Annotated in this window: 23 protein-coding genes and 1 tRNA gene; 14 read left to right on the top strand and 10 right to left on the bottom strand. The window is 68.9% G+C overall.

The genetic code is table 11. From position 1 onward, the window contains the following. Nucleotides 1-119: 119 nt before the first annotated feature. Together purL and EXE42_RS10305 are read left to right on the top strand one after the other, a co-directional pair. On the top strand, nucleotides 120-2,387 hold the full coding sequence (gene purL / locus EXE42_RS10310; RefSeq protein ID WP_137706458.1) for a phosphoribosylformylglycinamidine synthase subunit PurL: 2,268 nt from the start codon (nucleotides 120-122) through the stop codon (nucleotides 2,385-2,387). Nucleotides 2,388-2,545: 158 nt separating this feature from the next. Beyond that, nucleotides 2,546-3,733: an ABC transporter ATP-binding protein gene (locus EXE42_RS10305; RefSeq protein ID WP_092920957.1), complete on the top strand. Its 1,188-nt coding sequence runs from the start codon at nucleotides 2,546-2,548 to the stop codon at nucleotides 3,731-3,733. A gap of 52 nt (nucleotides 3,734-3,785) precedes the next feature. On the opposite strand, the gene EXE42_RS19325 is transcribed toward EXE42_RS10305, so the two are convergent. Next, nucleotides 3,786-3,935, bottom strand: coding sequence for a hypothetical protein (locus EXE42_RS19325; protein WP_167603354.1), 150 nt, complete (start codon nucleotides 3,933-3,935; stop codon nucleotides 3,786-3,788). A 253-nt stretch (nucleotides 3,936-4,188) separates the two neighbouring features. On the opposite strand from EXE42_RS19325, the gene EXE42_RS10300 reads away from it, so the two are divergent. Together EXE42_RS10300 and EXE42_RS10295 are read left to right on the top strand one after the other, a co-directional pair. Further along, a complete protein-coding gene (locus tag EXE42_RS10300) occupies nucleotides 4,189-5,901 on the top strand; it encodes an L-lactate permease (RefSeq protein ID WP_137693816.1) in 1,713 nt (570 codons plus the stop codon). A gap of 59 nt (nucleotides 5,902-5,960) precedes the next feature. Beyond that, nucleotides 5,961-6,251 (top strand): ribbon-helix-helix domain-containing protein, encoded by a 291-nt coding sequence (locus tag EXE42_RS10295; RefSeq protein ID WP_137706457.1) that lies wholly within the window; start codon nucleotides 5,961-5,963, stop codon nucleotides 6,249-6,251. Between the two features lie 164 nt (nucleotides 6,252-6,415). Here EXE42_RS10295 and EXE42_RS10290 read toward each other — a convergent pair whose 3' ends face one another. Then, nucleotides 6,416-7,297, bottom strand: a complete 882-nt coding sequence (locus tag EXE42_RS10290; protein WP_137706456.1) for a hypothetical protein — start codon at nucleotides 7,295-7,297, stop codon at nucleotides 6,416-6,418. Nucleotides 7,298-7,399: 102 nt separating this feature from the next. Next, on the bottom strand, nucleotides 7,400-7,981 hold the full coding sequence (locus EXE42_RS10285; protein ID WP_137706497.1) for a hypothetical protein: 582 nt from the start codon (nucleotides 7,979-7,981) through the stop codon (nucleotides 7,400-7,402). Between the two features lie 462 nt (nucleotides 7,982-8,443). On the opposite strand from EXE42_RS10285, the gene EXE42_RS10280 reads away from it, so the two are divergent. The 5 genes from EXE42_RS10280 (at nucleotide 8,444) to EXE42_RS10260 (ending at nucleotide 14,401) form a co-directional block, all read left to right on the top strand. Then, on the top strand, nucleotides 8,444-9,049 hold the full coding sequence (locus tag EXE42_RS10280) for a hypothetical protein (RefSeq protein ID WP_137695004.1): 606 nt from the start codon (nucleotides 8,444-8,446) through the stop codon (nucleotides 9,047-9,049). A gap of 176 nt (nucleotides 9,050-9,225) precedes the next feature. Beyond that, entirely contained in the window at nucleotides 9,226-10,755 is a 1,530-nt protein-coding gene (locus EXE42_RS10275) for a DUF1102 domain-containing protein (protein ID WP_137706455.1), read from the top strand. A gap of 115 nt (nucleotides 10,756-10,870) precedes the next feature. Then, nucleotides 10,871-11,767, top strand: a complete 897-nt coding sequence (locus EXE42_RS10270; protein ID WP_137706454.1) for a hypothetical protein — start codon at nucleotides 10,871-10,873, stop codon at nucleotides 11,765-11,767. 148 nt (nucleotides 11,768-11,915) lie between these two features. After that, complete coding sequence (locus tag EXE42_RS10265) at nucleotides 11,916-13,079, top strand: signal peptidase I (protein WP_092920963.1); 1,164 nt, start codon at nucleotides 11,916-11,918, stop codon at nucleotides 13,077-13,079. Nucleotides 13,080-13,081: 2 nt separating this feature from the next. Next, entirely contained in the window at nucleotides 13,082-14,401 is a 1,320-nt protein-coding gene (locus tag EXE42_RS10260; protein WP_137706453.1) for a DUF5305 domain-containing protein, read from the top strand. A 70-nt stretch (nucleotides 14,402-14,471) separates the two neighbouring features. Here the strand turns inward: EXE42_RS10260 and EXE42_RS10255 are convergent, their stop codons facing one another. After that, nucleotides 14,472-14,666 (bottom strand): heavy-metal-associated domain-containing protein, encoded by a 195-nt coding sequence (locus EXE42_RS10255; protein ID WP_092920965.1) that lies wholly within the window; start codon nucleotides 14,664-14,666, stop codon nucleotides 14,472-14,474. Nucleotides 14,667-14,781: 115 nt separating this feature from the next. On the opposite strand from EXE42_RS10255, the gene EXE42_RS10250 reads away from it, so the two are divergent. Both EXE42_RS10250 and EXE42_RS10245 read left to right on the top strand, forming a co-directional pair. Further along, entirely contained in the window at nucleotides 14,782-15,372 is a 591-nt protein-coding gene (locus EXE42_RS10250) for an AsnC family transcriptional regulator (protein WP_137693827.1), read from the top strand. Nucleotides 15,373-15,436: 64 nt separating this feature from the next. After that, nucleotides 15,437-15,587, top strand: a tRNA-Gln gene (locus tag EXE42_RS10245). Between the two features lie 150 nt (nucleotides 15,588-15,737). On the opposite strand, the gene EXE42_RS10240 is transcribed toward EXE42_RS10245, so the two are convergent. Continuing rightward, nucleotides 15,738-16,160: a low molecular weight phosphatase family protein gene (locus EXE42_RS10240; protein ID WP_137706452.1), complete on the bottom strand. Its 423-nt coding sequence runs from the start codon at nucleotides 16,158-16,160 to the stop codon at nucleotides 15,738-15,740. 90 nt (nucleotides 16,161-16,250) lie between these two features. Further along, a complete protein-coding gene (locus tag EXE42_RS10235) occupies nucleotides 16,251-16,889 on the bottom strand; it encodes a hypothetical protein (RefSeq protein WP_137706451.1) in 639 nt (212 codons plus the stop codon). 100 nt (nucleotides 16,890-16,989) lie between these two features. Between EXE42_RS10235 and EXE42_RS10230 the strand changes: the two genes are divergently transcribed. Beyond that, nucleotides 16,990-17,493: a hypothetical protein gene (locus EXE42_RS10230; RefSeq protein ID WP_092920969.1), complete on the top strand. Its 504-nt coding sequence runs from the start codon at nucleotides 16,990-16,992 to the stop codon at nucleotides 17,491-17,493. Between the two features lie 435 nt (nucleotides 17,494-17,928). Here EXE42_RS10230 and EXE42_RS10225 read toward each other — a convergent pair whose 3' ends face one another. The 4 genes from EXE42_RS10225 to EXE42_RS10210 all read right to left on the bottom strand — a co-directional run bounded on the left by EXE42_RS10225 (nucleotide 17,929) and on the right by EXE42_RS10210 (nucleotide 21,032). Continuing rightward, nucleotides 17,929-18,981 carry a hypothetical protein gene (locus tag EXE42_RS10225; protein ID WP_092920970.1) on the bottom strand — a complete coding sequence of 351 codons (1,053 nt, stop codon included), beginning with the start codon at nucleotides 18,979-18,981 and terminating at the stop codon, nucleotides 17,929-17,931. Beyond that, entirely contained in the window at nucleotides 18,978-19,463 is a 486-nt protein-coding gene (locus EXE42_RS10220) for a FlaD/FlaE family flagellar protein (RefSeq protein ID WP_092920971.1), read from the bottom strand. The genes EXE42_RS10225 and EXE42_RS10220 overlap by 4 nt, the downstream gene beginning before the upstream one ends. A gap of 96 nt (nucleotides 19,464-19,559) precedes the next feature. Beyond that, nucleotides 19,560-20,396: a phosphatase PAP2 family protein gene (locus tag EXE42_RS10215; protein ID WP_137706450.1), complete on the bottom strand. Its 837-nt coding sequence runs from the start codon at nucleotides 20,394-20,396 to the stop codon at nucleotides 19,560-19,562. A 123-nt stretch (nucleotides 20,397-20,519) separates the two neighbouring features. Beyond that, a complete protein-coding gene (locus EXE42_RS10210; protein ID WP_137693833.1) occupies nucleotides 20,520-21,032 on the bottom strand; it encodes a zinc ribbon domain-containing protein in 513 nt (170 codons plus the stop codon). A 185-nt stretch (nucleotides 21,033-21,217) separates the two neighbouring features. Here EXE42_RS10210 and EXE42_RS10205 point away from each other — a divergent pair, with 185 nt between their 5' ends. Both EXE42_RS10205 and EXE42_RS10200 read left to right on the top strand, forming a co-directional pair. Continuing rightward, nucleotides 21,218-22,135 carry a pantoate kinase gene (locus EXE42_RS10205; RefSeq protein ID WP_137706449.1) on the top strand — a complete coding sequence of 306 codons (918 nt, stop codon included), beginning with the start codon at nucleotides 21,218-21,220 and terminating at the stop codon, nucleotides 22,133-22,135. A gap of 31 nt (nucleotides 22,136-22,166) precedes the next feature. Next, a complete protein-coding gene (locus EXE42_RS10200) occupies nucleotides 22,167-22,934 on the top strand; it encodes a DICT sensory domain-containing protein (protein ID WP_137706448.1) in 768 nt (255 codons plus the stop codon). Nucleotides 22,935-23,100: the final 166 nt, after the last annotated feature.

Below are 23,100 nucleotides of genomic sequence, written 5' to 3'. Positions count from 1 at the left end.
CCGCTCGCAGGCACGCGCCACCGCACAGCACCGCGATCCGTGTGTGGTCACGGACGAGGTATCAACACGAACGTGCGTATAGAAAAGCATTAGAACCGGCTCGGTAACCACGTAAGTGAATGAGTCTGTCCGATGCGGACCGCGAGCTCGTGACCGCGGAGCTCGGTCGGGAACCGACGGCGGCCGAGGCCGCGCTGTTCGAGAACCTCTGGAGCGAGCACTGCGCGTACCGCTCCTCGCGGCCCTTGCTGTCGGCGTTCGACAGCGAGGGCGACCAGGTCGTGGTCGGTCCCGGCGACGACGCCGCGGTCCTCGCGCTGCCGGAGCCCGACGCGGCGGACCGTCCCGCGGCCGAGCGCGACGCCGACGACTACGGCGACACCTACGTCACGTTCGGCGTCGAGAGCCACAACCACCCCTCGTTCGTCGACCCGTTCGACGGCGCGGCCACCGGCGTCGGCGGCATCGTCCGCGACACGATGAGCATGGGCGCGTACCCGATCGGACTCCTCGACTCGCTGTACTTCGGCGGCTTCGACCGCGAGCGCTCCCGGTACCTCTTCGAGGGCGTCGTCGAGGGCATCTCCCACTACGGCAACTGTATCGGCGTCCCAACGGTCGGCGGCAGCGTCGCCTTCCACGCCGGCTACGAGGGGAATCCCCTCGTCAACGTCGCCTGCGTCGGCGTCACGGACGAGGACCGGCTCGTCACGGCCACCGCGAACGAGCCGGGCAACAAACTGGTCCTCGTCGGCAACGGCACCGGCCGCGACGGGCTCGGCGGCGCGTCCTTCGCCTCGGAGGACCTCGCGGAGGACGCCGAGACCGAGGACCGCCCCGCGGTGCAGGTGGGTGACCCCTACGCCGAGAAGCGACTGATCGAGTGTAACGAGGCCCTCGTGGACGAGGACCTGATCCGCTCGGCCCGCGACCTCGGCGCGGCCGGGCTCGGCGGCGCCTCCTCGGAGCTCGTCGCGAAGGGCGGGCTCGGCGCGCGGATCCACCTCGACCGCGTCCACCAGCGCGAGCCGAACATGAACCCCACCGAGATCCTGCTCGCCGAGAGCCAAGAGCGGATGTGCTACGAGGTCGCGCCCGACGACGTCGACCGCGTCGCCGCGCTCGCGGAGCGGTTCGACCTCGGCTGCTCGGTCATCGGCGAGGTGACCGACGGGAACTACGTCTGCGAGTTCGCGCGCGACGCCGAGGACGACGGCGGCGCGGGCGACCGCGAGGTCGTCGACGCGCCCGCCGAGTTCCTCGCGGACGGCGCCCCGATGAACGACCTCGAGAGCGAGCCCCCGAGCCCGCCCGAGCGCGACCTCCCCGACGACGAGCCCCCGCTCGACGAGGCGGTCGCGGCCGTCCTCGGAGCGCCCTCGACCGCGAGCAAGCGCTGGGTGTACCGGCAGTACGACCACGAGGTCGGGACGCGCACGGCCCTGAAGCCGGGCGACGACGCCGCGCTGCTGGCGGTCCGAGAGACGGAAACGGAGACCGGAGCCGACGAGGCGGGCGACGCCCCCGGCGACGGCGTCGGCCTCGCGCTCGCCGCCGGCGCGAACCCGAAGTGGACCGCGGTCGCGCCGTACGAGGGCGCCCGCGCGGTCGCGCTGGAGAACGCGACGAACCTCGCCGCGACCGGCGCGGTCCCGCTCGCCGCGGTCGACTGCCTCAACGGCGGCAACCCCGAGAAGCCGGACGTGTACGGCGCGTTCGAGGGGATCGTCGACGGGCTCGCGGACGCCTGCGCCGCGCTCGACGCGCCCGTCGTCGGCGGTAACGTCTCGCTGTATAACGACAGCGTCGAGGGCCCGATCCCCCCGACGCCGACGCTCGCGGTGCTGGGGACGACGCGGGGCTACGACGCGCCGCCGGCCGCGCTCGACGGCGAGCGCGCGGCCGACTCCGAACTGCTGCTCGTCGGCGCCGGCGGCGACGCGCTCGGCGGTTCCGAGTACCTCGCGCACGCCGGCGGGAGCGACCGGTTCCCGACGCTGCCGGACGAGTCCGGCGCCGCGGACGACCTCGGCGGCCTCGTTGTGTCGCTGGCGGCGGCCGCCCGCCACGAGTCGACGCTCGCCGCTCACGACGTGAGCGAGGGCGGGCTCGCGGTCGCGCTCGCCGAACTGGTGACCGACGACGCGGGCGTCGAGGCGACGCTGCCCGACCGCGTCGCGGCCTTCGACGAGACGCCCGGCCGCCTCCTCGTCCAGACGACAGAGCCCGAGGCGGTCGCGGCGGAGGTCGGCGACCTCCCGGTCTTCCGGCTCGGCGACGTGACGACGGACGGCACCCTCTCGCTGACGGTCGACGACGAGTCGATCGCGCTCTCGGCCGACGCGATCCGCGACCGCCGCGACGTTATCGATCGGGAATTGTCCTGAACCGTCGCGAAGCGACGGACGGGCCCCGCCTGGCCGTGATCGGCTCTCGCGTTCTCCCGACTTCGGCGGCGCGAGAGCGAGCGATACGCTTTTAGGTGCTCCTAAAGTATGTGACGGCAACCGCGGGACGCCGGTCGCCCGGCGCCCGCCCCTCATCGATGGCATCCACGGAACCAGTCGGCACGACGCGCTCGGTCGAGTCGGACGACGCGACGGCCGAGGGATCGGACGACGCGACGGGCGGTCATCGAACGGACACCGCTTCCGACGACGCGGGCTCGTCGCCCGGAGACCCGGTGTTGTCGCTGTCTGCCGTTACGAAGGCGTTCGGCCCCGAGACCGCCGTCGACGACGTCTCGCTCGACGTCCGGTCCGGCGAACTGCTGACGTTCCTCGGCCCCTCCGGGTGCGGCAAGACGACGACGCTCCGAACCATCGCGGGCCTCGAGGAGCCGACCGAGGGTCGGATCGCCCTCGGTGACGAGGTGGTCGCCGGCGACGGGGCGTTCGTCCCGCCCGAGCAGCGCGACGTGGGCATCGTCTTCCAGAACTTCGCGCTGTTCCCCCACCTCACCGTCCGCGAGAACATCGCGTTCGGCCTGACCGACGCCGACGCCGCCGAGAGCGAGGCGCGCGTCGACGAACTGCTCGAACTGGTCGAGATGGTCGACCACGGCGGGAAGACGCCCGACCAGCTCTCCGGCGGCCAGAAGCAGCGCGTCGCGCTCGCCCGCTCGCTCGCGCCCGAGCCCGAGGTGCTCCTCTTAGACGAGCCGTTCTCGAACCTTGACGTGCGGCTCCGCGTGGAGATGCGCGAGGAGGTGCGCCGTATCCTGAAGGAGGCGGGCGTCACCGCGGTCTCGGTCACCCACGACCAGGAGGAGGCGCTCTCCATCTCCGACCGCGTCGCCGTGATGAACGACGGGACGATCGAGCAGGTCGGCCGCCCCGAGTCAGTCTTCGAGCGCCCCGAGTCGAAGTTCGTCGCCTCCTTCCTCGGGCGGGCGTCGTTCCTGGAGGGCGAGCTCCGCGACGGGAAGGTCGACACCGGGATCGGCCGCTTCGACGCGGTGACGCTGGAGGGGTACGACACCGTCTACGACGGCGCGCCCGTCGACGTCCTCGTGCGCCCCGACGACCTCCGCGCGACGCCGGCGAGCCCCGACCTCGCAGACGGCGTCGTCACCTCGCGGCAGTACGTCGGCCCCTCGTTCGTCTACCGGGTCGAGCTCGACTCCGGCGAGGCGGTCCACTGCCTCCACAACCACGTCGAGGAGTTCGACCTCGACGAGCCCGTCTCCCTGGAGCTCACCGCGGACCACCCGCTCGCCTGGTACCCGCGGTAGTCGCACCGCTACACCGCGTCGGGAACTATTTCACACGCAGCGAACGCTGCGCTCAGAAGGTCGCGAGGAACGGGATCGCGTACGCGATCAGCAGGCCGACGAGCGTGACGGCCGCGCCGATACCGACCTCGCGACTGCCGAACTCCTGCATCGGGGCGGTCACGCGCTTGTCCGGATCGGGCTCGTGCGAGTGGTCGTCCATGGCCGCGGCTCCGGCCGGGAGGCATATAAGCCCACCTGAAGCCGATGGCGGCGGCTCCCTCGGCGCCGGAGCGCCACCGGTCCTCCCGCCACGCGCCGAGAGACCGCGCTGAACGGGCGGGCCGCCGCGCGGTCCGCGACGTCAGTGACGGATCGCGCTATCGCGTCATCGATCCGTGCGGGTAATATCGTCAAAAAAGAAAATTACATATGCTTCGTTGCGGGACGCCAATATACGGTCAATTGACACAACCATGACAAACGTCCTCACGCTAGCGTTCGTCGGTGTCATCCCGATCGCGGTCGCGTTCGTCCTGCTCGCCGGACTCAGGTGGTCGGCCGCCCGGGCGATGGGGGTCGGGTGGCTGCTCGCGACCGGGATCGGGATCACGTACTGGGGCATGGAACTCGACTGGCTGGTCGCGTCGGCCGTCTACGGCGCGTTTCAGGCGGTCGACATCATCCTCATCGTCTTCGGCGCCATCCTCCTGATGAACTACCTCGAGGGAAGCGGCGCCATCGCCACCATCCGGTGGTACTTCGGGCAGATCGAGGAGGACAGGCGCATCCAGGTGCTGCTTATCGGGCTCGGCTTCATGACGATCATCGAGGGCGCGGCCGGGTTCGGGACGCCCGGCGCGCTCGCCGCGCCGCTGTTCATCGGGCTCGGCTTCCCGCCGCTGGCCGCCGCGGTGTTCGGCCTGTTCTTCAACGCGCCGAACCCGCCGTTCGGCGCGGCCGGGACGCCGGTCATCGGCGGGACCGGCGCCGTCATCGAACCGGCGCTGTCGGGCTCGGTGAGCGTCGCCGAGTTCCTCTCGATGGTCTCCGCGTGGTCCGGGGTCGTCACAGGGGTGACGTACGTGTTCTGGGGCCTCCTCGGCGTGTTCTTCCTGACGTACTGGTTCGGCGACGCCGACGGCGGCCGGAGCGTCGGCGGCGCCGTCCGCGACACGCTCCCCATCGCCCCGTTCGCGCTCCTGCTCGGCGCCGTCACCGGCGGGACACAGCTGGCGATCGCGTGGTTCGTCGGCCCCGCGCTCCCCGACATCGCGGCCGGCTTCGTCGTCCTCGGCGTCGGGCTCCTGCTCGCGAACAACGACGTCCTCGTCCCCGACCGCGAGTGGGACTTCCCGAGCGACTCGACGTGGAGCGACACCTGGCTCGGCGGGCTCGACCTCGACGAGATCTCCCGCGACCAGCCGCAAAAGGAGATGTCGGTGCTGCTGGCGTGGACGCCGTACCTGCTCGTCGCGGTCGCGCTGCTCGTCACGCGGTGGCCGAACCTCACCGTCGCCGGCACCGAGGTGCTCGCGTGGATCCAGAGCTTCTCGGTCAGCGTCGACTCGATCCTCGGCACGGAGCTCGGCTACACGCTCCAGTACCTCTACCTCCCGGGGACGATGCCGTTCATCCCCATCGCCGTCCTCACGGGGCTCATCCACAGGATGGACACCGACGAGATGGGGGCCGCGTGGCGGCGCTCGGTCGAGCAGGTCGCGCCCGCCGCGCTCACGCTGATCATCGCGGTGTCGATGACGCAGGTGATGATCCAGTCGCAGACGAACACCGCGGACCTCCTCGGCATGATGGAGGCGCTCAGCCGGGCGCTCGCGATCGGCGCGGGCGGGCTGCTCCCGATGATATCGCCGTGGATCGGCGCCATCGGTTCCTTCATGACCGGGAGCAACACCTCCTCGAACATCCTCTTCAGCGTGCTCCAGTACAACGCCGCCGAGACGGTCGGCCTCTCCCGGACGATCGTCGTCAGCCTCCAGAACGTCGGCGGCGGCCTCGGCAACATGGTCTCGGTGCTGAACGTCGCCGCCATCTGCGGCGTCGTCGGCATCACCGGCCGCGAGGGCGACCTGCTCCGCAAGGCGATCGTCCCGATGGCCCTGTTCGCGCTGTTCGCCGGACTGTTCGGAATGCTCCTGAGCTACGTCCTCGTCCCCGGGCTGTTCTGACCCGGGACGGATCGGTTCGGGTCCGGTATTTTATATAACCGCTGACGCAACACACACGTATGTCTGAAACGGGTACGAACGACCCCGATGTCGACGACCCCGAGACGACGACGATCAACGTGCGCGTCACCGAGCGCCAACTGGCGGAGATCGACGCGGCCTGGAAGGAAGAGGGCTACACGTCTCGGAGCGAGTTCCTCCGGCACGCGATCCGGGACGCGACGGAGCACCCGGGCGCGTCACGCGACATGCTGGCGAGCATCGCTGCGGAGGAGTACGCGATGCGAAAGGGGGAGAGCGAGGCCGTCTCCCGCGACGAGGTCGTCGAAATGATCGATGGCGAGGAGTGACGACTGGACGTGGGAGTTTCGACCGCCCGCCGCACGATCGTCCGAGGGACTCGACGCGCCGACACAGCAGCGGATCATCTCGAAGCTCGATGACATCGTGACCGGGATCTATTAGAGAATATCGAATCGTTCATCAGAATATTTTACCCCGCTCCGACCGTAAATTAGTCTTGGAAGGACGCCTGATTCAGCGGAACCGTGTCGGCAACCGTTACCGTTCCTCCCGGATCTCCTTTCCCTGGGTGATCGATAGCCTCGCGGTCGAAAACACCGCTTATACCTGCTATTTGTACACCGACAATCTGATTGCCGTTGTTTGTACCACCGAAGGTTTGCTTGAGTTGGAGCGTCTTGTCTCCCGAAAGTCCGTCCTTGGTTATACTCGTAATGTCTCTATTGTCTTTGTAGTAGACAGTTACGGTGAACTCGGCGTTATCCGAAGCAGAATCTGTCGTGTTGACGATGACCCCCGAGTTCCCCGATTCGAATGTCACTCCTGAAACCTTGTTTTGAGTCGCAGGGGAGCTAGATGTCGATTCATCATTTTCGTACGTACAATCGACGGTGAACCTCCGGTTTTTATGAACTGTCGTTTCGCTGTTCTCAACGGTACCGAAGAATGAAAGCTCAAGCTGTAATTCTCTGTCCACCTCGCAGCTAGTGGTTACATACGTGCGCTTTCCGAGACCGATCGTGACAGTGTTGTCACCAGTTTCGGATTCGGTCTCGTCTCCCGTTTCCGGCTCGATTTCAATGTCGACCTCTCCGCTCTCATAATCGACCTCAACCTCGGATTCATAACCAGTGTCCGGTTCTACTATTTTCGCGTTCACTCGCAGTGTGAGCTTCCCAGCGAATTGATTTTTAATCTTGAGGAATTTCCCATTTTCAGGGTCCTCATTCAGCCCCAAATACGCGTTCTCGTCTTCCACGACGTTCACCGACACCTCCCGCTCGGCCGAGACGCTGCTGAACGCGCCGGTCCCGACGCTCATCGCGCCGGAGCTCGCGCCGCCGAGCAGCAGGATGAAGTTCCGTCGTTTCATTTGCGATGAGTTCGCACGGTCCGTTCGCTCGATCCAACGCGTCCTGACCCTAAGGTTATGCGGCGCCGGAACCGCAGAAAGCGCCGCTTGAAACCGCTCGCCTTACCTCAGTTCCGGGGGTTCCTCGGGTTCGCCGACCTTCATCTCCGCGGTGTAGTACTTGTGCGTGATCGCGGAGAACGCGAACGCCACGACGATGGCGACCGTCCACGCCATGTCGGGAAGGAGGACGAACGGCCACGCGTCCAGCGCCACCGCGCCGGTGAGCGCGACCGCGACGCCCGAGAGCCCCAGGTAGTAGGTGCTCCACGGGATCTCCTTCCCCTCGACGACGTCCATGTAGAGGTCGACGTTCTGGATCGCTTCCGTGGGCTCGACGATCCCCCGGTCCTTGTTGAACTCGACGACGCCCGCGTCGTCCATCTTCGGCAGGTGGGACTGCTGGAGCGCGGTGTACACGCGCTTGCGCTCGTTGCCGGTGATCTCGGCCGTGTCGATCCCGTTCTCCCACGCCGCGATCTGTTCGGCCATGTCGCCGATCTCGAACCGCTCCTTCTCCTCCCGCTTCAGCAGATGAACCGCGAACCGCCGCCGCTGGTTCGCCAGTACGTCGAACAGCTCGTCCTCGGACACCTCCGTCGCCGGTTCTGCCCCCTCCCCGTCAATCTGCTGTACCGACGCCATTTCTGTCTGACACATATGAACACGCCAACATAAATCCCGTGGTTATGATAATCTGCTAAACTTTCTCTCCGTTCAAACAACCGTTCGCACAGGTGCGATATACGGCGTCTTTAGGCCTTCAAAACCGTATTAATCGTATTTTGGCAACTTACTTTCACAGGCGCATTGCGCTATTTATCGGATTCCATCATATTCCGTAGCATCTCACCAGCAACGATTGCCGCTTCAGGACGGGGCTGAACGGTCCCGAATAGGTCTCAGGCCGGACCTGAATCGATTCGGTCGGGATTCAGGCGGGGTCGGAACCGGGCGGCCGAGTTTCAGTCTCGCCCGGAAGTGTTTCTGGAAATTCATAACGATATGGGATAGGCCCCATGGGTGTAGTAGAGCGACCCCAGATGACGCGGGATGTCCCGCGTCGGCGGCCCGCGGGTCGTGTGCGGTCAACGAGGTAAACCAACTATGACAAACCGACGCAAGTTCATCGCCGGTCTAGGAGCCTTGGCCACTGGTAGTGCGGCAGCAATAGGAACTGGTGCGTTCACGAGTCTAAGTGTGAGTCGGAACGTCTCTGTGTCAGTGTCTCCCGATTCAAATGCGTACCTACAATTGAAGCCGCTGAGTACGCCGAACTCAAACGAATTCGTTGACGGGTCTGGGGGTCGTTCGGATACTCTTTCAATTTCGATAGGTGAGAACAAAATCGGCGGGAAAGGTGTGAATGAACAGGCTGAAACGTTTTTTGATGACCTGTTTTCGATTACCAACCAAGGCTCACAACCGGTATGGATCTGGATGAAGTCGAATATTCCTGGTGTAAATTACTATAATTCCGACATTGACGAGGGAATCAGCCTTGACGGCAACAACGTGTTCAACGACAGAGAGGTGATCCAGTATGTTGAGGTCGGAGACGGATTCAACGTTGGTCTGACAATCAACACTGTCGGGAGACCGTCTGACCGAGACGGCCAATCGACGATCATTGCTAAGGCTGACGAGGAAGACGTACCCGACGAACCCGGGCACGCAGTACAGAACTCTGACAGAGGCGGTCCCCGGACGTAACTACCGCTAATAATCCTGTTGGCGCCAATCCATATTCGGTCTCAGATACTGTTATTTATTTGTAATAAGGTCGCTGAGGATTGAACGCACCAGATCCGGTGAGTAATCAGACCCTTCAGTGAATCAAGGACCACAATACGAAGACACTCTGAGAACAATATGTATCCAACTAACTGATGTCGACTGCCCGACGGATTCTAATACTGGTCCTGCTAGCCGCTTCCGCAGCCACCGCACTCGCCTTCGCCACGGGCGCGGCGGTGGTCGACGGCCCCGCTGACACCGTCGCCAACGGCGACCTCGCGATCCAACCGGCCGACGGCCCGAACGGACGGTACGCCTACCTGAACGACGACGACGAGATCGCGATCGACGTCTCGGCGTCGAACCCGAACATCCGAGATCCCTCCTTCGAGGGCGTGAACGTCGGCGCGACGGGCCGGATCGACGACGTGTTCACTATCACGTACACGGCCAACGAGTACGCGCACGTCTGGATCGAGTACGACAGCGAGAACGTCACCTTCGTGGCCGACGGCGACTCGATAGAGGGCGAGGCGAACAACGTCACGCTCGCGCCGAACGAGACGGTCGCGGTCGGGCTCGCGCTGGACACGCGCGGCGCGACCGTCGGGACGCAGTTGGGCGCCGACGAGTTCTCGATCGAGGCGAAGATCGCGGAGCCCGACGAGGTTGGGGCAACAGGCGCGTCGACCCAGCAAATCGGCGACGGCGGCCCGACCACGACGGTCGTCTCCCCGAGCGCGGACCGCCGCGAGTTCGTCGCGAGCGGCGTCGAGCGCGGGGAGGGCGTCCGGTTCCTGGCCGACGGCATGGAAATCGGCGGCGAGAACGTCACGCTGGAGGGGATCGACCTGACGGGCGTCCGGACCGAGCGCGTCGAACTGGACGCCGCGGGGAGCTCGGGCCCCTTCGCGAACGGGAGCGCGCTGACCGCGCCGACGCGTCCCCGCCCGGTCGGGTACCTCTCGCTCGACTACGACTTCGCACCCGACGCGGTCGACGCGATGACGATCCGCTTCAGCGCGGACCCGGCGTACCTCAACGCGACCGGGACCGACCCCGAGGACGTGGCGCTCTACCGGCGGACGGACGCGGGCGACTGGGAGGCGAAGCCCGTGGCGGTCGTCGACGAGGCGGTCGTCGATATCCTCGGGCTCCCCGAGGACCGCGTCCACTTCCGCGCGACGACCGAACCGTCCTCGACGTTCGCGGTCGCGGCGCACGCCCCCCGGTACGACGTGACCGAGGCGACGGTCGCGCCCGGGGCGGTCGACCCCGGCGAGAACGTCACGGTCCGGACGACCCTGCGGAACGGGGGCGGCGCGCCCGGCGAGCGCACGGTGACGCTGACGGCGAACGGCACCCCGATCGCGAACGAGACGGTGACGCTCGAACCGAACGAGACGGCGACGGTCGCGTTCGACGCGACCTTCGAGACCGCCGGCGCCTACGACCTCGCGGTCGACGGGACTCGGGTCGGCACCCTGCTCGTCGGCGACCCAGCGAGCGACGACGCGGGGGGATCGGGCGACGAGTCGAATGTCGGCACTGACGAGTCCGCCACTGTTACCGGGCCCTCGGAAGAGCCGTTCGGGATCGATCCGGCCGACCTCGCCGGTCCGCTCGCGCTCATGATAATCTCTCTTGCCACCCTCGCGCTCGTCCGGCGGATGCCGCGATGACTGGTCGGTCGGCGGGGGTGGCTCTCGTCCGGACCGCCCTCTCGGGCATCGATTTTGCGGCGGTGAGTCGCGCGCCGACAGTTCTTAACCGCTGGTCGCCGACCTCGGACCCGTGATGACGTCCGCGACCGACGGGGGGGACCGCGCTGCCAACGCCGCCGACCGGCGCGCGGACCGCGCGTTCCGCCGGGAGCTGTTCGCGAGCGTCCGCGCGGTCGACCTGCTCGCGCTGCTCGCGGTGCCGGCGGTCCTGATCGCGGTGTTCACGCTGCCGGAAGCGACCCGGCGCTCGCTCGCGTTCGCGTACACCGACCCCACAGTGTCCTCGGCGTTCACGGCGCACTACGTCCACCTCGGCGCCGACCACCTCGTCGGGAACCTCGTCGGGTACGGGCTCCTCGCCGGCGTCGGCTACGCGCTCGCGGTCCTGAGCGGGCGCCGCCGCCTCTTTTTCACGGCGTTCGTCACCTACCTCGGCGCCTTTCCGTTCGCGCTGTCCGTGCTGAACCTCGCCGTCCCGCGGGACGCGATCGGGTTCGGCTTCTCCGGCGTCAACATGGCGCTCGCGGGACTGCTTCCCATCGTGTGGTACTGCTACGCCCGCGAGCGGTTCGCGCCCGCGGCCTCCGTCGCCGCGCTGCCGGCGGTCTTCTTCGCGCTCGTCGGATGGATCGCGCTCCTCGCGCTCCCCGTCTCGACGGAGGGAATCGGGCTCGCGGGGCCGGCGATCGGCCTCGCGGGCGCGCTCCTCGCAGTGCTGTACGCGGCCGGCAGCGGGGTGCGGTTCCCGCGCCCGATCCGGACACACGCGAAATCGGTCGCGTCGCGCCCCGGCTACGGCGACCTGCTTGCCGTCGGCGCGGTGGTGGCGGTCGGGTACCCCGTGGTCGGCTTCCCGTCGAACCCCGCCGGCGGGGGGAGCGTCGTGAACCTCTACGTCCACTTCCTCGGGTTCTGTCTCGGCTTCATCGCCCCGTTCGCGCTGCTCGCGGGCGGCGCCTTCGACGGCTAGGGCCGTCCGCAACCGTCCGGACTCGCCTCCACCCACGAACTTATTAGGACACGCCGCCCTTCAGCGATCGACGGCTACCTGACGCTCGCGCGACAGGAACCCGATTCCGACGGTCGTCCGCGAGCCCGTCCCGCTCGAGTCCGACACAATGTCCATCAAACGAACGCTGTCCGTGGCCCTCCAGGTGGCCGCGGTGCTGGTCGTCCTCTCGCTCGTCGTCGGGCAGTTCCTCGGCCAACCGATCCTCCTCAGCTACGTCGAGACGGGGAGCATGCAGCCGACGCTCGACCCGGGCGACGGGTTCGTGGCGATCCCGGCCCAGATCGCGGGCGATATCAGGCCGGGGGACGTCGTGACCTTCGAGGCTCAAGAGATCCAGGGCGGCGGCCTCACGACCCACCGAGTCGTCGAGGAGACCGAACGCGGGTACATCACCCGCGGGGACAACAACCCCTTCACCGATCAGGACGGGGGTGAGCCGGTCGTTCAGGACGCGCAGATCGTCGCGAAGGCGCTCCAGATCGGCGGTGGCGTCGTCGTGATCCCTCATCTGGGTACCGCCGCCATGGGCTTCCAGTCCGCGCTCGGCGCCGTCCAGACGCGGTTGGCGGTCACGTTCGGTGCTCGAGCGTTCCTGGGAACGCAGGGGCTCGCGTACATCGTCTTCGGGCTGTCGATGGTCGCGTACGCGGTCGACTGGTACCTCCACGCCGGCACGCGCGACCGCGGCTCGCGCGACCGCTCCCGCGACGACGGCACCTCCGTGCTGGCGATCCTCGGCGTGTTGGCGCTGGTGCTGATGGCGACGGCGACGGCCGCGATGGTCGTCCCCGCCGGGACACAGGAGTACGGCGTCGTGAGCGCCGAGTTCGAGTCCGAGAACCCGACCGTCATCGAGCGCGGCACGAGCCAGGAGATCGAGTACGTCGTCCCCAACTCGGGGCTCGTCCCCGTGTACGCGTACGTCACGCCGGCCAGCCCGGGCGTCGACGTCGACCCGCAGCGGCTCTCGGTCGGCAGTCGCGGCGAGGCGTCGACGACGGTGACGCTGTCCGCGCCCGACGAGACCGGGTACTACCGGCTCTTCGTCGTCGAACACCGCTACCTCGCCGTGTTGCCGCCCGGTATCGTCGACGAGCTGTACGGGGTCCACCCCTGGGCGCCGCTCGTCGCGATAAACGGGCTTCTCGGCGGCGGTATCGTCGGAATCGGGTTGGTGCTGTTGCGCGGCGAGCCCGCCCGGATCCGGTCGCGCGACTCCCGCGAGCGGCCCCCCCTCCACAGGCGACTCCTCCGCGAGTTCTACAGGTGACCATGGCTTCAGACCCAAACGAAACCCGTCTCCGACTCCGCGCCGTTTTGAACGCACAGTCCACGGCGATACTCGTCGTCTGCCTCCTCCTGGTCGCGGTCGGCGCGGGGCTCGCGTACACGACGCACGTCGATCCCGGCACGGAGACGCAGACGCGGACGGTCTCCTCGCTCACCGTCGAAAGCGAGTACCGGCACAGCGCGACCGTGACGGAGCCGAACGCCGTCTTCGAGACCGGCGCGGTGCTCGACGAGCGAAGCACGTACTTCACGCGGATCGCTCCCGAACTCGACGTGAGCGTGGCGACGAGCTACGCGGCGTCGACCGCCGAGAACGTGACCGTCGAACTGGCTTCCGCCCTCGTGATTCGCAACGTCGGTGAGCAGGGGACCGTCTACTGGCGCGAGACGGAGCCGCTCGCGTCGGAGACCGTCTCGAACGTCGCCCCCGGCGAGCCCGTGAACGCCTCGTTCACGCTCAACAGCACCGCGATCGACGGGCGAGTGGCGGCGATCGAAGAGGGGCTCGGCGCCTCGCCCGGACAGACAGAGACGTTCGTCAGGACCGAGGTCGCCGTCGACGGGTCGATCGGTGGCGTCCCCACGACGTCGACGCAGACGCTCGACATGACGATATCCCACGACGGCGCCACCTACTCCGTCTCCGATCCCGGCGTCCAGTCCGCCACAACGGAGCGGACCGTGTCGGAGACCGTCGAGCGGGAGTACGGCGTGCTCCGGTCGTTCGGCGGCCCGCTCCTCCTGTTCGTCGGCCTCGTCGGCGCCGGCGGGATCGGCTACGCGACCCGGGAGTACGACCTCGCGCTCACGCCCGCGGAGCGCGAGTACCTCTCGTACCGCGACGACCGCTCGGAGTTCGACGAGTGGATCACGACGTTCCGGCTCCCGGGATCCGTTCACGAGCGCCCCACCGCCGAGGCGGGTTCGCTCCGGGACCTCGTCGACTTCGCGATAGACAACGACACCGGCGTCGTGAAGGACCCCGAGACGGGGGCCTTCCACGCCGTTTTCGGGGAGTTCATCTACACCTACCGCCCGCCCGCGCCGGGCAGCGCCGCCGACGAGGAGACTGCCGACGGTGCGGAGGTCGGCGGCGGCGCAGATTCGGGGGCGACCGCGCCGGAGGGCACGGGCTCGGCCGCGACCGCCTCGCCCCCGTCCGAGGACGGCGACTCGCCGGACGGCGGGACCGACGACGCCGGCGTCGACGTGCCGGAGGAAGCGGACGTCTGGGGGACTGACGCCCGCTCGACCGACGACGACGCGGACGGGATAGACGGTCAGAGCGACGACCGGGCCTGATCCGTCCCGGCCGCGACCGGTTCCTCCGACCGCCGTTCAGCCGCCTCCACTCTCGGTTCGCGCTGGCCGCCTACGTCGACGCCTCGTAGCCGGCGTCCTCGATCGCGGCCACGACCGCGTCGAGGTCGGCGTCGCCCTCGACGGTCGCGGTGCCCGCCTCGTGGTCGGCGCTCGCGGACTCGACTTCCGGCAGCTCGCCGAGCGCGTCGGTCACGTTGTCCTCGCAGCCCGTACACGACATACCGTCGACGTCTATCGTCGTCATGGGCAGCCGTTGGCGCCGCGGGCACAATTGCCTTTCCGTCGCCCCCGAGGCCGACCGGTTTCCCGGACGCCCGACGCCCGGACGCCTTTTGCCCGCGCCGGTCGAACGCCCGGCCATGCGCACGCTCGACGAGACGGACCGAGAGATCATCCGGCTGCTGCTGGCTGACGCCAGGCGCCCGTACAGCGACATCGCCGAGCGCGTGGACCTGTCGGCGCCCGCGGTGTCGGACCGCGTCGACCGGCTCCGCGAGATAGGGGTGATCGAGGGGTTCACGCTCCGGATCGACGGCGACGCGCTCTCCGACGGGCTGCGAGTCCTCGCGACGCTTTCCGTCGCGCCCGCGCACGCCGACCGCGTCCACGAGGCGGTCGCGGGCCACGAGCGCGTCGAACACGCGTTCCTCACCGCCGACGGCGAGGTGACGGTCGTCGCGCGCGTCGAGGAGGGGACCGCCCGCGACCTCGTCGACGACGCGGTCGGGTTAGAGACCGTGACCGAGCTGTCGGTGCGGCCGCTCGACGCCCACGAGTGGTCGCCCGCGGTCGGCGACGCGGACCTCGCGGTCGACTGCGTCGAGTGCGGCAACACCGTCACCGCCGAGGGGGAGTCGGCCCGGATCGACGGGACGCTGTACCACTTCTGTTGCGGCTCCTGTCGGGAGAACTTCGAGGAGCGGTTCGACCGGATCGAGGAAGGGGCGTAGTCGGGGGGTCTCCGGCGCCGAGGAGAGTAACGTACTTGAGTGCCCGCCGGTTAGCCGGAGTCGTAGTCCCGTGGTGTAGTGGCCAATCATAATGGCCTTTGGAGGGAATCCGTCCGCGTTCGTGACGCAAACGCGGTCGTTGGGCGTTCCGGCAAGGACGCTCGTCGGGTGCCCGAAGTCAGCCATTGACGGCGGTTCGAATCCGCCCGGGACTATTCTCCGAACGAAGTGAGGACGAATAGTCCCGACCACGGGTTCGAAGCAGGGAACGGAGCGAAGCGGAGTGACTGAGGTTCGAATCCGCCCGGGACTACTTCCGCCGCGAGCAACGACGCGAGCCGAAGGTATCCTCGGTCTGGAGCCGCCTACGCCCCGTCGAAGAACTCGTCGAAGAGGTCTCGGACGCGCCCCTCGATCTCGTCGCGGATCTCGCGGACGCGCTCGATGTCCTGCCCGTGCGGGTCGTCGAGGGCCCAGTCGCGCCCCTCCACGCCGTCGGCGAGCGTCAGCGTCGAACAGCCCATCGTGGCGACCACGTCGCACGCGTCGAGTTCGGCGGTCGAGACCTCGCGGGGGACGCGGTCGGAGAGGTCCACGTCGACCTCCTCCATCGCCTCCACGACCTCGGGGTGGACCTCGTCGGCCGGGCGCGTCCCGCCGGTCACGATCTCGACGCGGTCGTCGAGGCCGCGCCGTCGGCACTCCCGCTCCGCGAACGCGGCCGACATCTGGCTGCGACCGGCGTTCTGGACGCAGACGAACCCGAACGTGACGATGTCGTCGCTCATACGGGACCGTTCCGACGGGTCCGAATAACGGTTGCTATGAGGAGTATAGAGCGGTACGTAGTCCGCGTGACGCGGTCCGATGGCCGCCGCTCACTCCAGCACGACCGAGAACCCCCACGTCGTCGACGACTCCGGTTCGGCGTCGGCGGTAACGGTCGAAATCGTCGTCTCGAAGCGGTACTCGCCGACCGGGAGGCAGGCGTCCTCACCGGGCGTCGCGTACAGGTCGACGAGCCGCTCGCTCGACTCGCCGGCGGCGATCCCGAACGTCCGGTACTCCTCCGTGACCGCGATCTGGTCGGTGAGCCGCCAGCAGTCGGGTTCGGCGGGGTACTCCTCGGCGCCGGGAAGGAGCACGAGCGCGTCGTCTTCGTCGTAGACGTACTCGAAGTGGACGGCCCGCCCGTCGCCGACGCGCACCCGCTCGTCGCCCGCGTTCGTCAGCGTCGTCCGGAGCTGCGGCGGGCGGTCCTCCGTCGCGGCCTCGTAGGAGACTTCCACGCTCGGCTGGACTCCAACGTCCACGTCGCCGTCGGTGGCGACGATCGAGACGCCCGGGCCGCCGGTCCCCTCCGGACGCGTGCCGCCGGCGTCGCCGCCGTTCCCGTCCGACCCCGGCGGCCCGTCGGAGTCGTTCCCGTCGCCGCCGGTCGACGCGCAGCCGGCGAGAGCGGCCAGCCCGCCCGCGCCCCCGACCGCCCGGATGTACCGCCGTCGCGTCCGCGTCATAATAGGCCCGAGAGCACCGGCGCACGTATAGCCTTACTGTCGGGGCGCTCCCCCGCGGATCGTGTGTGTCATTTTTTACCATGTGGGTCGTTGGGGTCGTATGGACATCAGCGATTACCGGGACGCGGTCGCGGCGAACCGACGCGCACACGGCTTCGAGGCGGTCGAGGCGGGGACGGACGCGTTCGAGCGGCTGTGGGCGGCCCGCGAGACGGACGACACGCTCGGCGACGTGGCGGTGTTGGCGACGCTCGTGGGGGCGGACGAGAGCGAGACGGACGGGGTCGACGCGGAGACGCTCGTCGACGTCGCGGCGTCGTTCCGCGAGGTGCTCGCCGACCGGATCGACCCCCGACCGGGGCGCGCGGACGGCGGCGAGGCCCCGACGCCGATCGGCTACGTGACGTTCGCGGTCCCGGATCCGGACGCGTCGCTGCTCGACGCGATGTCCGGGTTCACGGTCGCGAAGCGGCGGACGAACGTCTTCCCGCTCGTGTACGACACCCGGGCGGAGCGGCTCCACCGCCACGAGGTGCCGCGGCTGAAGGGGCGGGGCATCTACCGCCGGCAGGCGGACGACGCCGAGCGGCTTTACGACGTATAAGCAGTGGTGTTCGGATCGGAGAGACCCGTCGCTGACGTGTCGGATGACTGCTCATGCATAACTGACTGAAGCTCGACGGAGAACACCTCCAAAGCCCCAGCCGGGAGGCGGGCGCACGCTCGCTGCGGTCCTCCGTCGCTCGCTCCGCTCGCTCCTTGCGGTCCTTGCTTCGCCTGCGCCCGCCTCCCGGCTGCCCCTTTGAGTCCCGCCCCGTACAGCGACCGCACCTCACGCCTCCCCAGCCTCGCGGTTCGTTCGGGACTCCCTACGGTCGCCCCTCACTCACCGCGTCCCTCGCGCGTGCTCCTCGCGGCCTCCGCTTCGCTCCGGCCGCTCGCAGGCACGCGCCACCGCAGTAGTCTCGATACGCATAGCGCGGACCGGTCGCTGTGGGGTTCGAAAATAATAGAGCCGAACTGGCCGCTCGCGCGCCGCTCAGACCAGCCGTTCCGCGATGCGCGCCGCGCCCTCCGCGGCCGCGGTGGCGGGCTCGTCGGGCGAGACGACCTCGACGTCGCGGTCGAGCGCCTCGGTGAGCCGCTTCTCGAACTCCTCGGTGAGTCCGGGGATACACGCCATGCCGCCGGTGGCGGCGACGGGGCGGCCCAGGGCGAGCTGGTAGGGTTTCATGTGGTCGTTGGCGAGTTCGGGGAGGAACTCGTTGGCGACGACGTCGACGACCTCGTCGATGTACCGGTCGACCGGCTCGCGCACGCCGCGGTCGACGGTGAACTCGTGGCTCCCGCCCCCGGGCTGCTGGATCACGTCGGTGAACGGCTCGAAGTCGTACACGTCGGCGTGTTCCTCCTTGTACTCCCGGGCGGTCGTCCGGTCGATGTGGACGCGGCCCTGGCTCTCCTCCTCGACGGCGGCGACGATCCGGCGGTCGACCTCGTTGCCCGTCACCGAGCCGGTCGAGAACGGCGAGAGCTGCTCGCCGCGCCGGTAGGCGCACGCCTCCATCGTCGTCGAGCCGAGGTTGATCGAGACGAACACCTCGTCGATCGCGTCGAGCTCGTCGCCGTACGCGGGGATCGCCCCGCACAGCGACTCGGGGTAGCTCCGCGTCTCGACCTGGCCGATGGAGGAGCCCTCGATCACCGACTTGAGGTTCTCGACGCCCGCCTCGTTGTCGATGGTCGGCACCGCGTAGACGACCGCGCTGTCCTCGGGCACGTCGTGGGCGTCCACGACCGCCTCGAAGAAGCGCTCCGCGTCCGCGACGCTGTCGTCGTCCTCGGGGAGTCCCGAGCGCAGCATGAAGCGCACGCGGTCGGGGTACTCGACCGCGGCCTCCTCGCCGAACAGCACCTTCTCCTCGCCGGTGATGGCGTCCTCGTAGGTCGCCAGACAGGTCAGCACCGAGTGGCGCTCGCGCCCGCCCCGCCCGTCGGGGACGTCGAGCACCGTTCGGGTGCTGCCTAATTTCACGCCGACCGCCGCCGATTCGTCCGTTTCGTTGATGTCCGTGGATTCGTCGTCGCTCATTGGTCACTCGCACACGAAGCGATCCGGACGATGGAGACGAGGCTGATCCGGTGGTCCGCGGGCGTGAACGGCCGGTCGCGCGTCGGGGCGTCGAACCCCTCGAGTCGGCGCGTCAGCGCCGCGACCGCGTCGTCGCCGACCCAGTCGAGCTCGCCGTAGTAGGACAGCGCGTCCCGGCTCCGCAGGTGGCCGCCGACGTCGACGAGGTAGCCGAGCCACTCGCCGACCTCGCGTTCCGCCGCGGGCGACGCCGGGATCGCCGTCAGGTACGGCCGATCCGCGCTCTCGCCGCCGTTCAACCGCTTCCCACGCTGACGCTGGAGCAGCTCCGTGAACGCGGCCGAGCGCGCCGCCTGCTCGGCCCGGTTCCGGTTCGGCCGCCGGAGCGCCCGCTCCCGAGGCGCTCCGTCCGCACCGTCTCGCGGCGCGTCCGCGATCCGGCGCAGCTCCCGTACGTCGTATCGTCGTGGATTCAGACTCATGTTCCGTCCGTCGTTCGCGTCCGTGCCCGAACCGTCGCGACGGGGTTATATGATAGTTGGCTCGCAGTTATCAGCGATGAGAAACTACGCCCCCGATCAACCGACGATCCGGTTCGCGACCGCGACGCTTCCCGCCGCGAGGACGCCGCCGGCGACGACGTCGGTCACCCAGTGAATACCGAGGAAGACGGTCGCGACGACGATGCTGCCGGTCAACGCTCCCGCGACGTAGGTCCACCGCGGGAACTCCTCGTGGGTCGAGACCGCCGCGAGGAACACCGTTACCGACAGGGCGGTATGGAGCGAGGGGAAGACGTTCGTCGCGGCGTTCACCTGCGAGGTGAGCTGCGTCACGCCCCCGAACCAGTCGAGGAGCAGCGGTTCGACGGGTGCCGCGTTCGGGTTCGCTCCCGGCACGGTCGGGTAGTTTCGCGGGCCGTACGCGACGATCCCGGCGTAACAACCGATCGCGACCGCGTATTTCACCGCGTACGCCGCGACGAGTCGTTTCAGCGGCCGCAGGCGCTCGGCGAACGCGTACGCCGCGATCGGGAACGCGAGCAGCACGACGTAGCCGACGACGTACACCGGCCCGAAGTAGTACACGGTCCACCGGGGGATCCCGTCCTGTATCGCGGCCACGAGGTCGCCCTCGACCGCGTATATCGCGGTCGTCGCTCGGATCCCGTACTCGAACGAGAACGCCTCGATGCGCCTGATAAACCCCTTGTTCACCGCGAGGACGAGCGCGAGCGCGCCGACGTACGGCGCGATCCCGACCGCGCGCTCGCGGACCAGGTCTCGGTCCGCGAGGACGCCCCGAACGCGTTCTCGCCCGACGCAGACGGGCAGGAGGATCGCGAACGCGACGAGCGTGGCGCCGGCGACGACGCCGAAGAGGCCGAGGAACCCGGTCGGTATCCAGCCGGGCATCACGAGTCACCCGTCATCGATCGACTCCCACGCGGGACGGGCGAGCAATCAGTCTCTCGGTACCGGCGGAGCCGTCCGCGTCACCGATCGCCCGGCTAACAGATCGTCCGCGTACCCCGCCGGTCACTCCGTCTCCGCCCACGGGAGCGGCTCGGTACACCAGTGACAGAAGTCGAGTTCGGCGTCGGCCTCCTTGCCGCAGTTGGGACAGGTCACGTCGAGGGACCCGCCGTCCTCGTCGGCGGGGGTCGCGTTCGGCGGACCCCGGACGGTTCCCGACCCGTCGTCGCCGTCCGCGCTCGCGGCGCGACGCCGCATCGCCTCGGCGGCCGCGTCGGCGCGCTCGCGCGCCGCGGCGTCGGCCCGGCCGACGAGGTACGCGTCGAGCGCCGACAGCGCGGACAACAGCGCGATCGGCACCGCCACGTCGGTCGGCACCGCGGCCGACACCGCCGCGGGGTCGGTGAGGGGGTTGACCGGCTCCACGTCGTACAGCGCGAACAGCGCGACCCCGCCGCCGACGATCGTCAGGTGCCACAGCAGCGCCCGCCCCCACCGGCGCAACGAGAGGTGGCCGAGCCCCGGGAGGACCAGCGCGAGCAGGGCGGCGAGGACGGGACGCAACTGGTTTCGCATACGGCCCGAGTTCGTCCGGCCGGTACTTAGGCCTGCGGTGTCGCGCCGATCGGCCGCAGCCGGTATCCCGTCCGCGGGCGATCCGCTCGCCCGCGGCCCCCTCCGCCACCGGCGCCGAACGCCCGCCCACGTCCGCGTCGTCCCGGATAACAACCGTTAATCGCGGTCCGCTCGTCGGCCGCTACATGAGCAGTCAGCGGGCGACCGCGTTCGTCCCGGGTCACGTCACCGCCTTCTTCAGCGCGCACCCCGCCGACGATCCCGCGGTCGCCGGGTCGCGCGGCGCGGGCGTCACGCTCACCGACGGCGTGACGGTCCGAGTGTCGGCGGGCGACGCGGAGAGGGCGACGGGCGACGCGGAGGGGGTGACGGGCGACGCGGAGAGGGCGACGGGCGACGGCGAAGGGGACACGACTATCGACGGCGAGTTCGGATCGATCGGCGCCGTCGACGACGTCCTCGCCGAACTGGACGCCACCGCCGCCGACGTCGCGGTCGAGACGGACCTCCCGATCGGCGCCGGCTTCGGTGTCTCCGGCGCCGCGGCCCTGGGGACCGCCCTCGCCGCGAACGACGCGTTCGACCGCGGGCGCTCCGAGAACGACCTGGTCGGGATCGCCCACGCCGCGGAGGTCGGTCGCGGGACCGGCCTCGGCGACGTGGTCGCGCAGGCGCGCGGCGGCGTTCCGATCCGGCTGGAACCGGGCGCCCCGGGGGTCGGGGAACTCGACGGGATCCCGGGGACCGCGCGCGTCGAGTACGTCACGTTCGGGGAGCTTTCGACCGAAACCGTCCTCGGCGGCGACACCGCCGCGCTCTCCGCGGCCGGCGAGGACGCGCTCGACCGGCTCCGCGCGAACCCCCGGCTCCAGACGCTGACGGACGCGGCCCGCGGGTTCGCCCGCGACGCGGACCTCCTCGTCCCCGAGGTCGCGGAGGCGATCGCGGCGGTCGAATCGGCGGGCGGCGAGGCCGCGATGGCGATGCTCGGTCGCACGGTCTTCGCGCTCGGGACCGGGCTCTCCGACGCGGGGTACGACCCGGAGGGCTGTCGGATCGACGCCGCGGGCGCGCGGCTCGTCGACGAGGGGGACCGGAGGTAAGGCCTTTCACTCGCTCGGCCCGACGAGAGGTATGGCCGAATCGCTCCGCTCGTTCTTCGACGAGCTCGAGGCGCCGGACCGACACCTGGCCCTGTTGAACCGGTCGTCGCCGGACCCGGTCCGGAACCTGCTCGACTCGCTGCTCGACGGCCAGCCCGTCTCGGTCAGCGAGGCCGAGGCGGACTCCGCGGCGGACGACGACGTGGTCGCGCTCGTCGAGGACGGGTCGGTCGTCGCGCGCTCGACCCTCGACGAACTGCTCGAATCGGTGCTGCTCATCAACTCCGACCTGTACAAGACCGGCGCCATCGAACTCGACGAGGTCGCGCTCCCGGCCGTGTTCGAGGGGCTCGACGAGGTCCCGTTTCGGGTCCGCGGCTACCCCGCCTCGAACAAGGAGAAGCTCCTCCTCATCATCATCTCGCGCGTGATCGAGCGGATCGCAGCCGAACACGGGGACGGCACGCTCCGGGCCTCGTTCCAGCGGCTCTCGCGGATCGACGACGAGCGCGGGACCCGGTCGGTGTACGAACGGGTCGCCGGGACCGGCGTCGACGTCCACGTGTACGGCGTCGGTGACGTGGACTCGCTCTCGGGGCTCCCGATCACCGTCCACACCGGGACCTCCTACCCGTATCAGCGGTCGTGGTTCGTCGTGTTCACGCCGCCGGACGGGGGCGACGGCGACCACGTCGCGCTGCTCGCGCTCGAAGACGAGCCGAACGTCTGGGACGGCTTCTGGACGTTCCGCCCGGAGCTCGTGACGCGGATCGAGCGGTACATCGCCGAGGAGGTCTGAGGCGGGCGGTTAGCGGAGAATTGTCGGTTTGAGATGCCGAGTCTTGATTTATAATTATTCTGCGGTGGCGCGTGCCTGCGAGCGGCCGCCACCGGCGGCCGCGAGGCAGCGCGCGCGAGGGAGTCGGGCGCGACGAGGGCGACCGAAGGGAGCCCGAAGGACGCGC

The organism is Halorubrum sp. SP3 (genome assembly GCF_005435195.1).
GTDB classification, from domain to species: Archaea; Halobacteriota; Halobacteria; order Halobacteriales; family Haloferacaceae; genus Halorubrum; species Halorubrum sodomense.
Note: the sequence above shows the minus strand (reverse complement) of the source record. Positions and strands in the feature narration are given on the sequence as shown.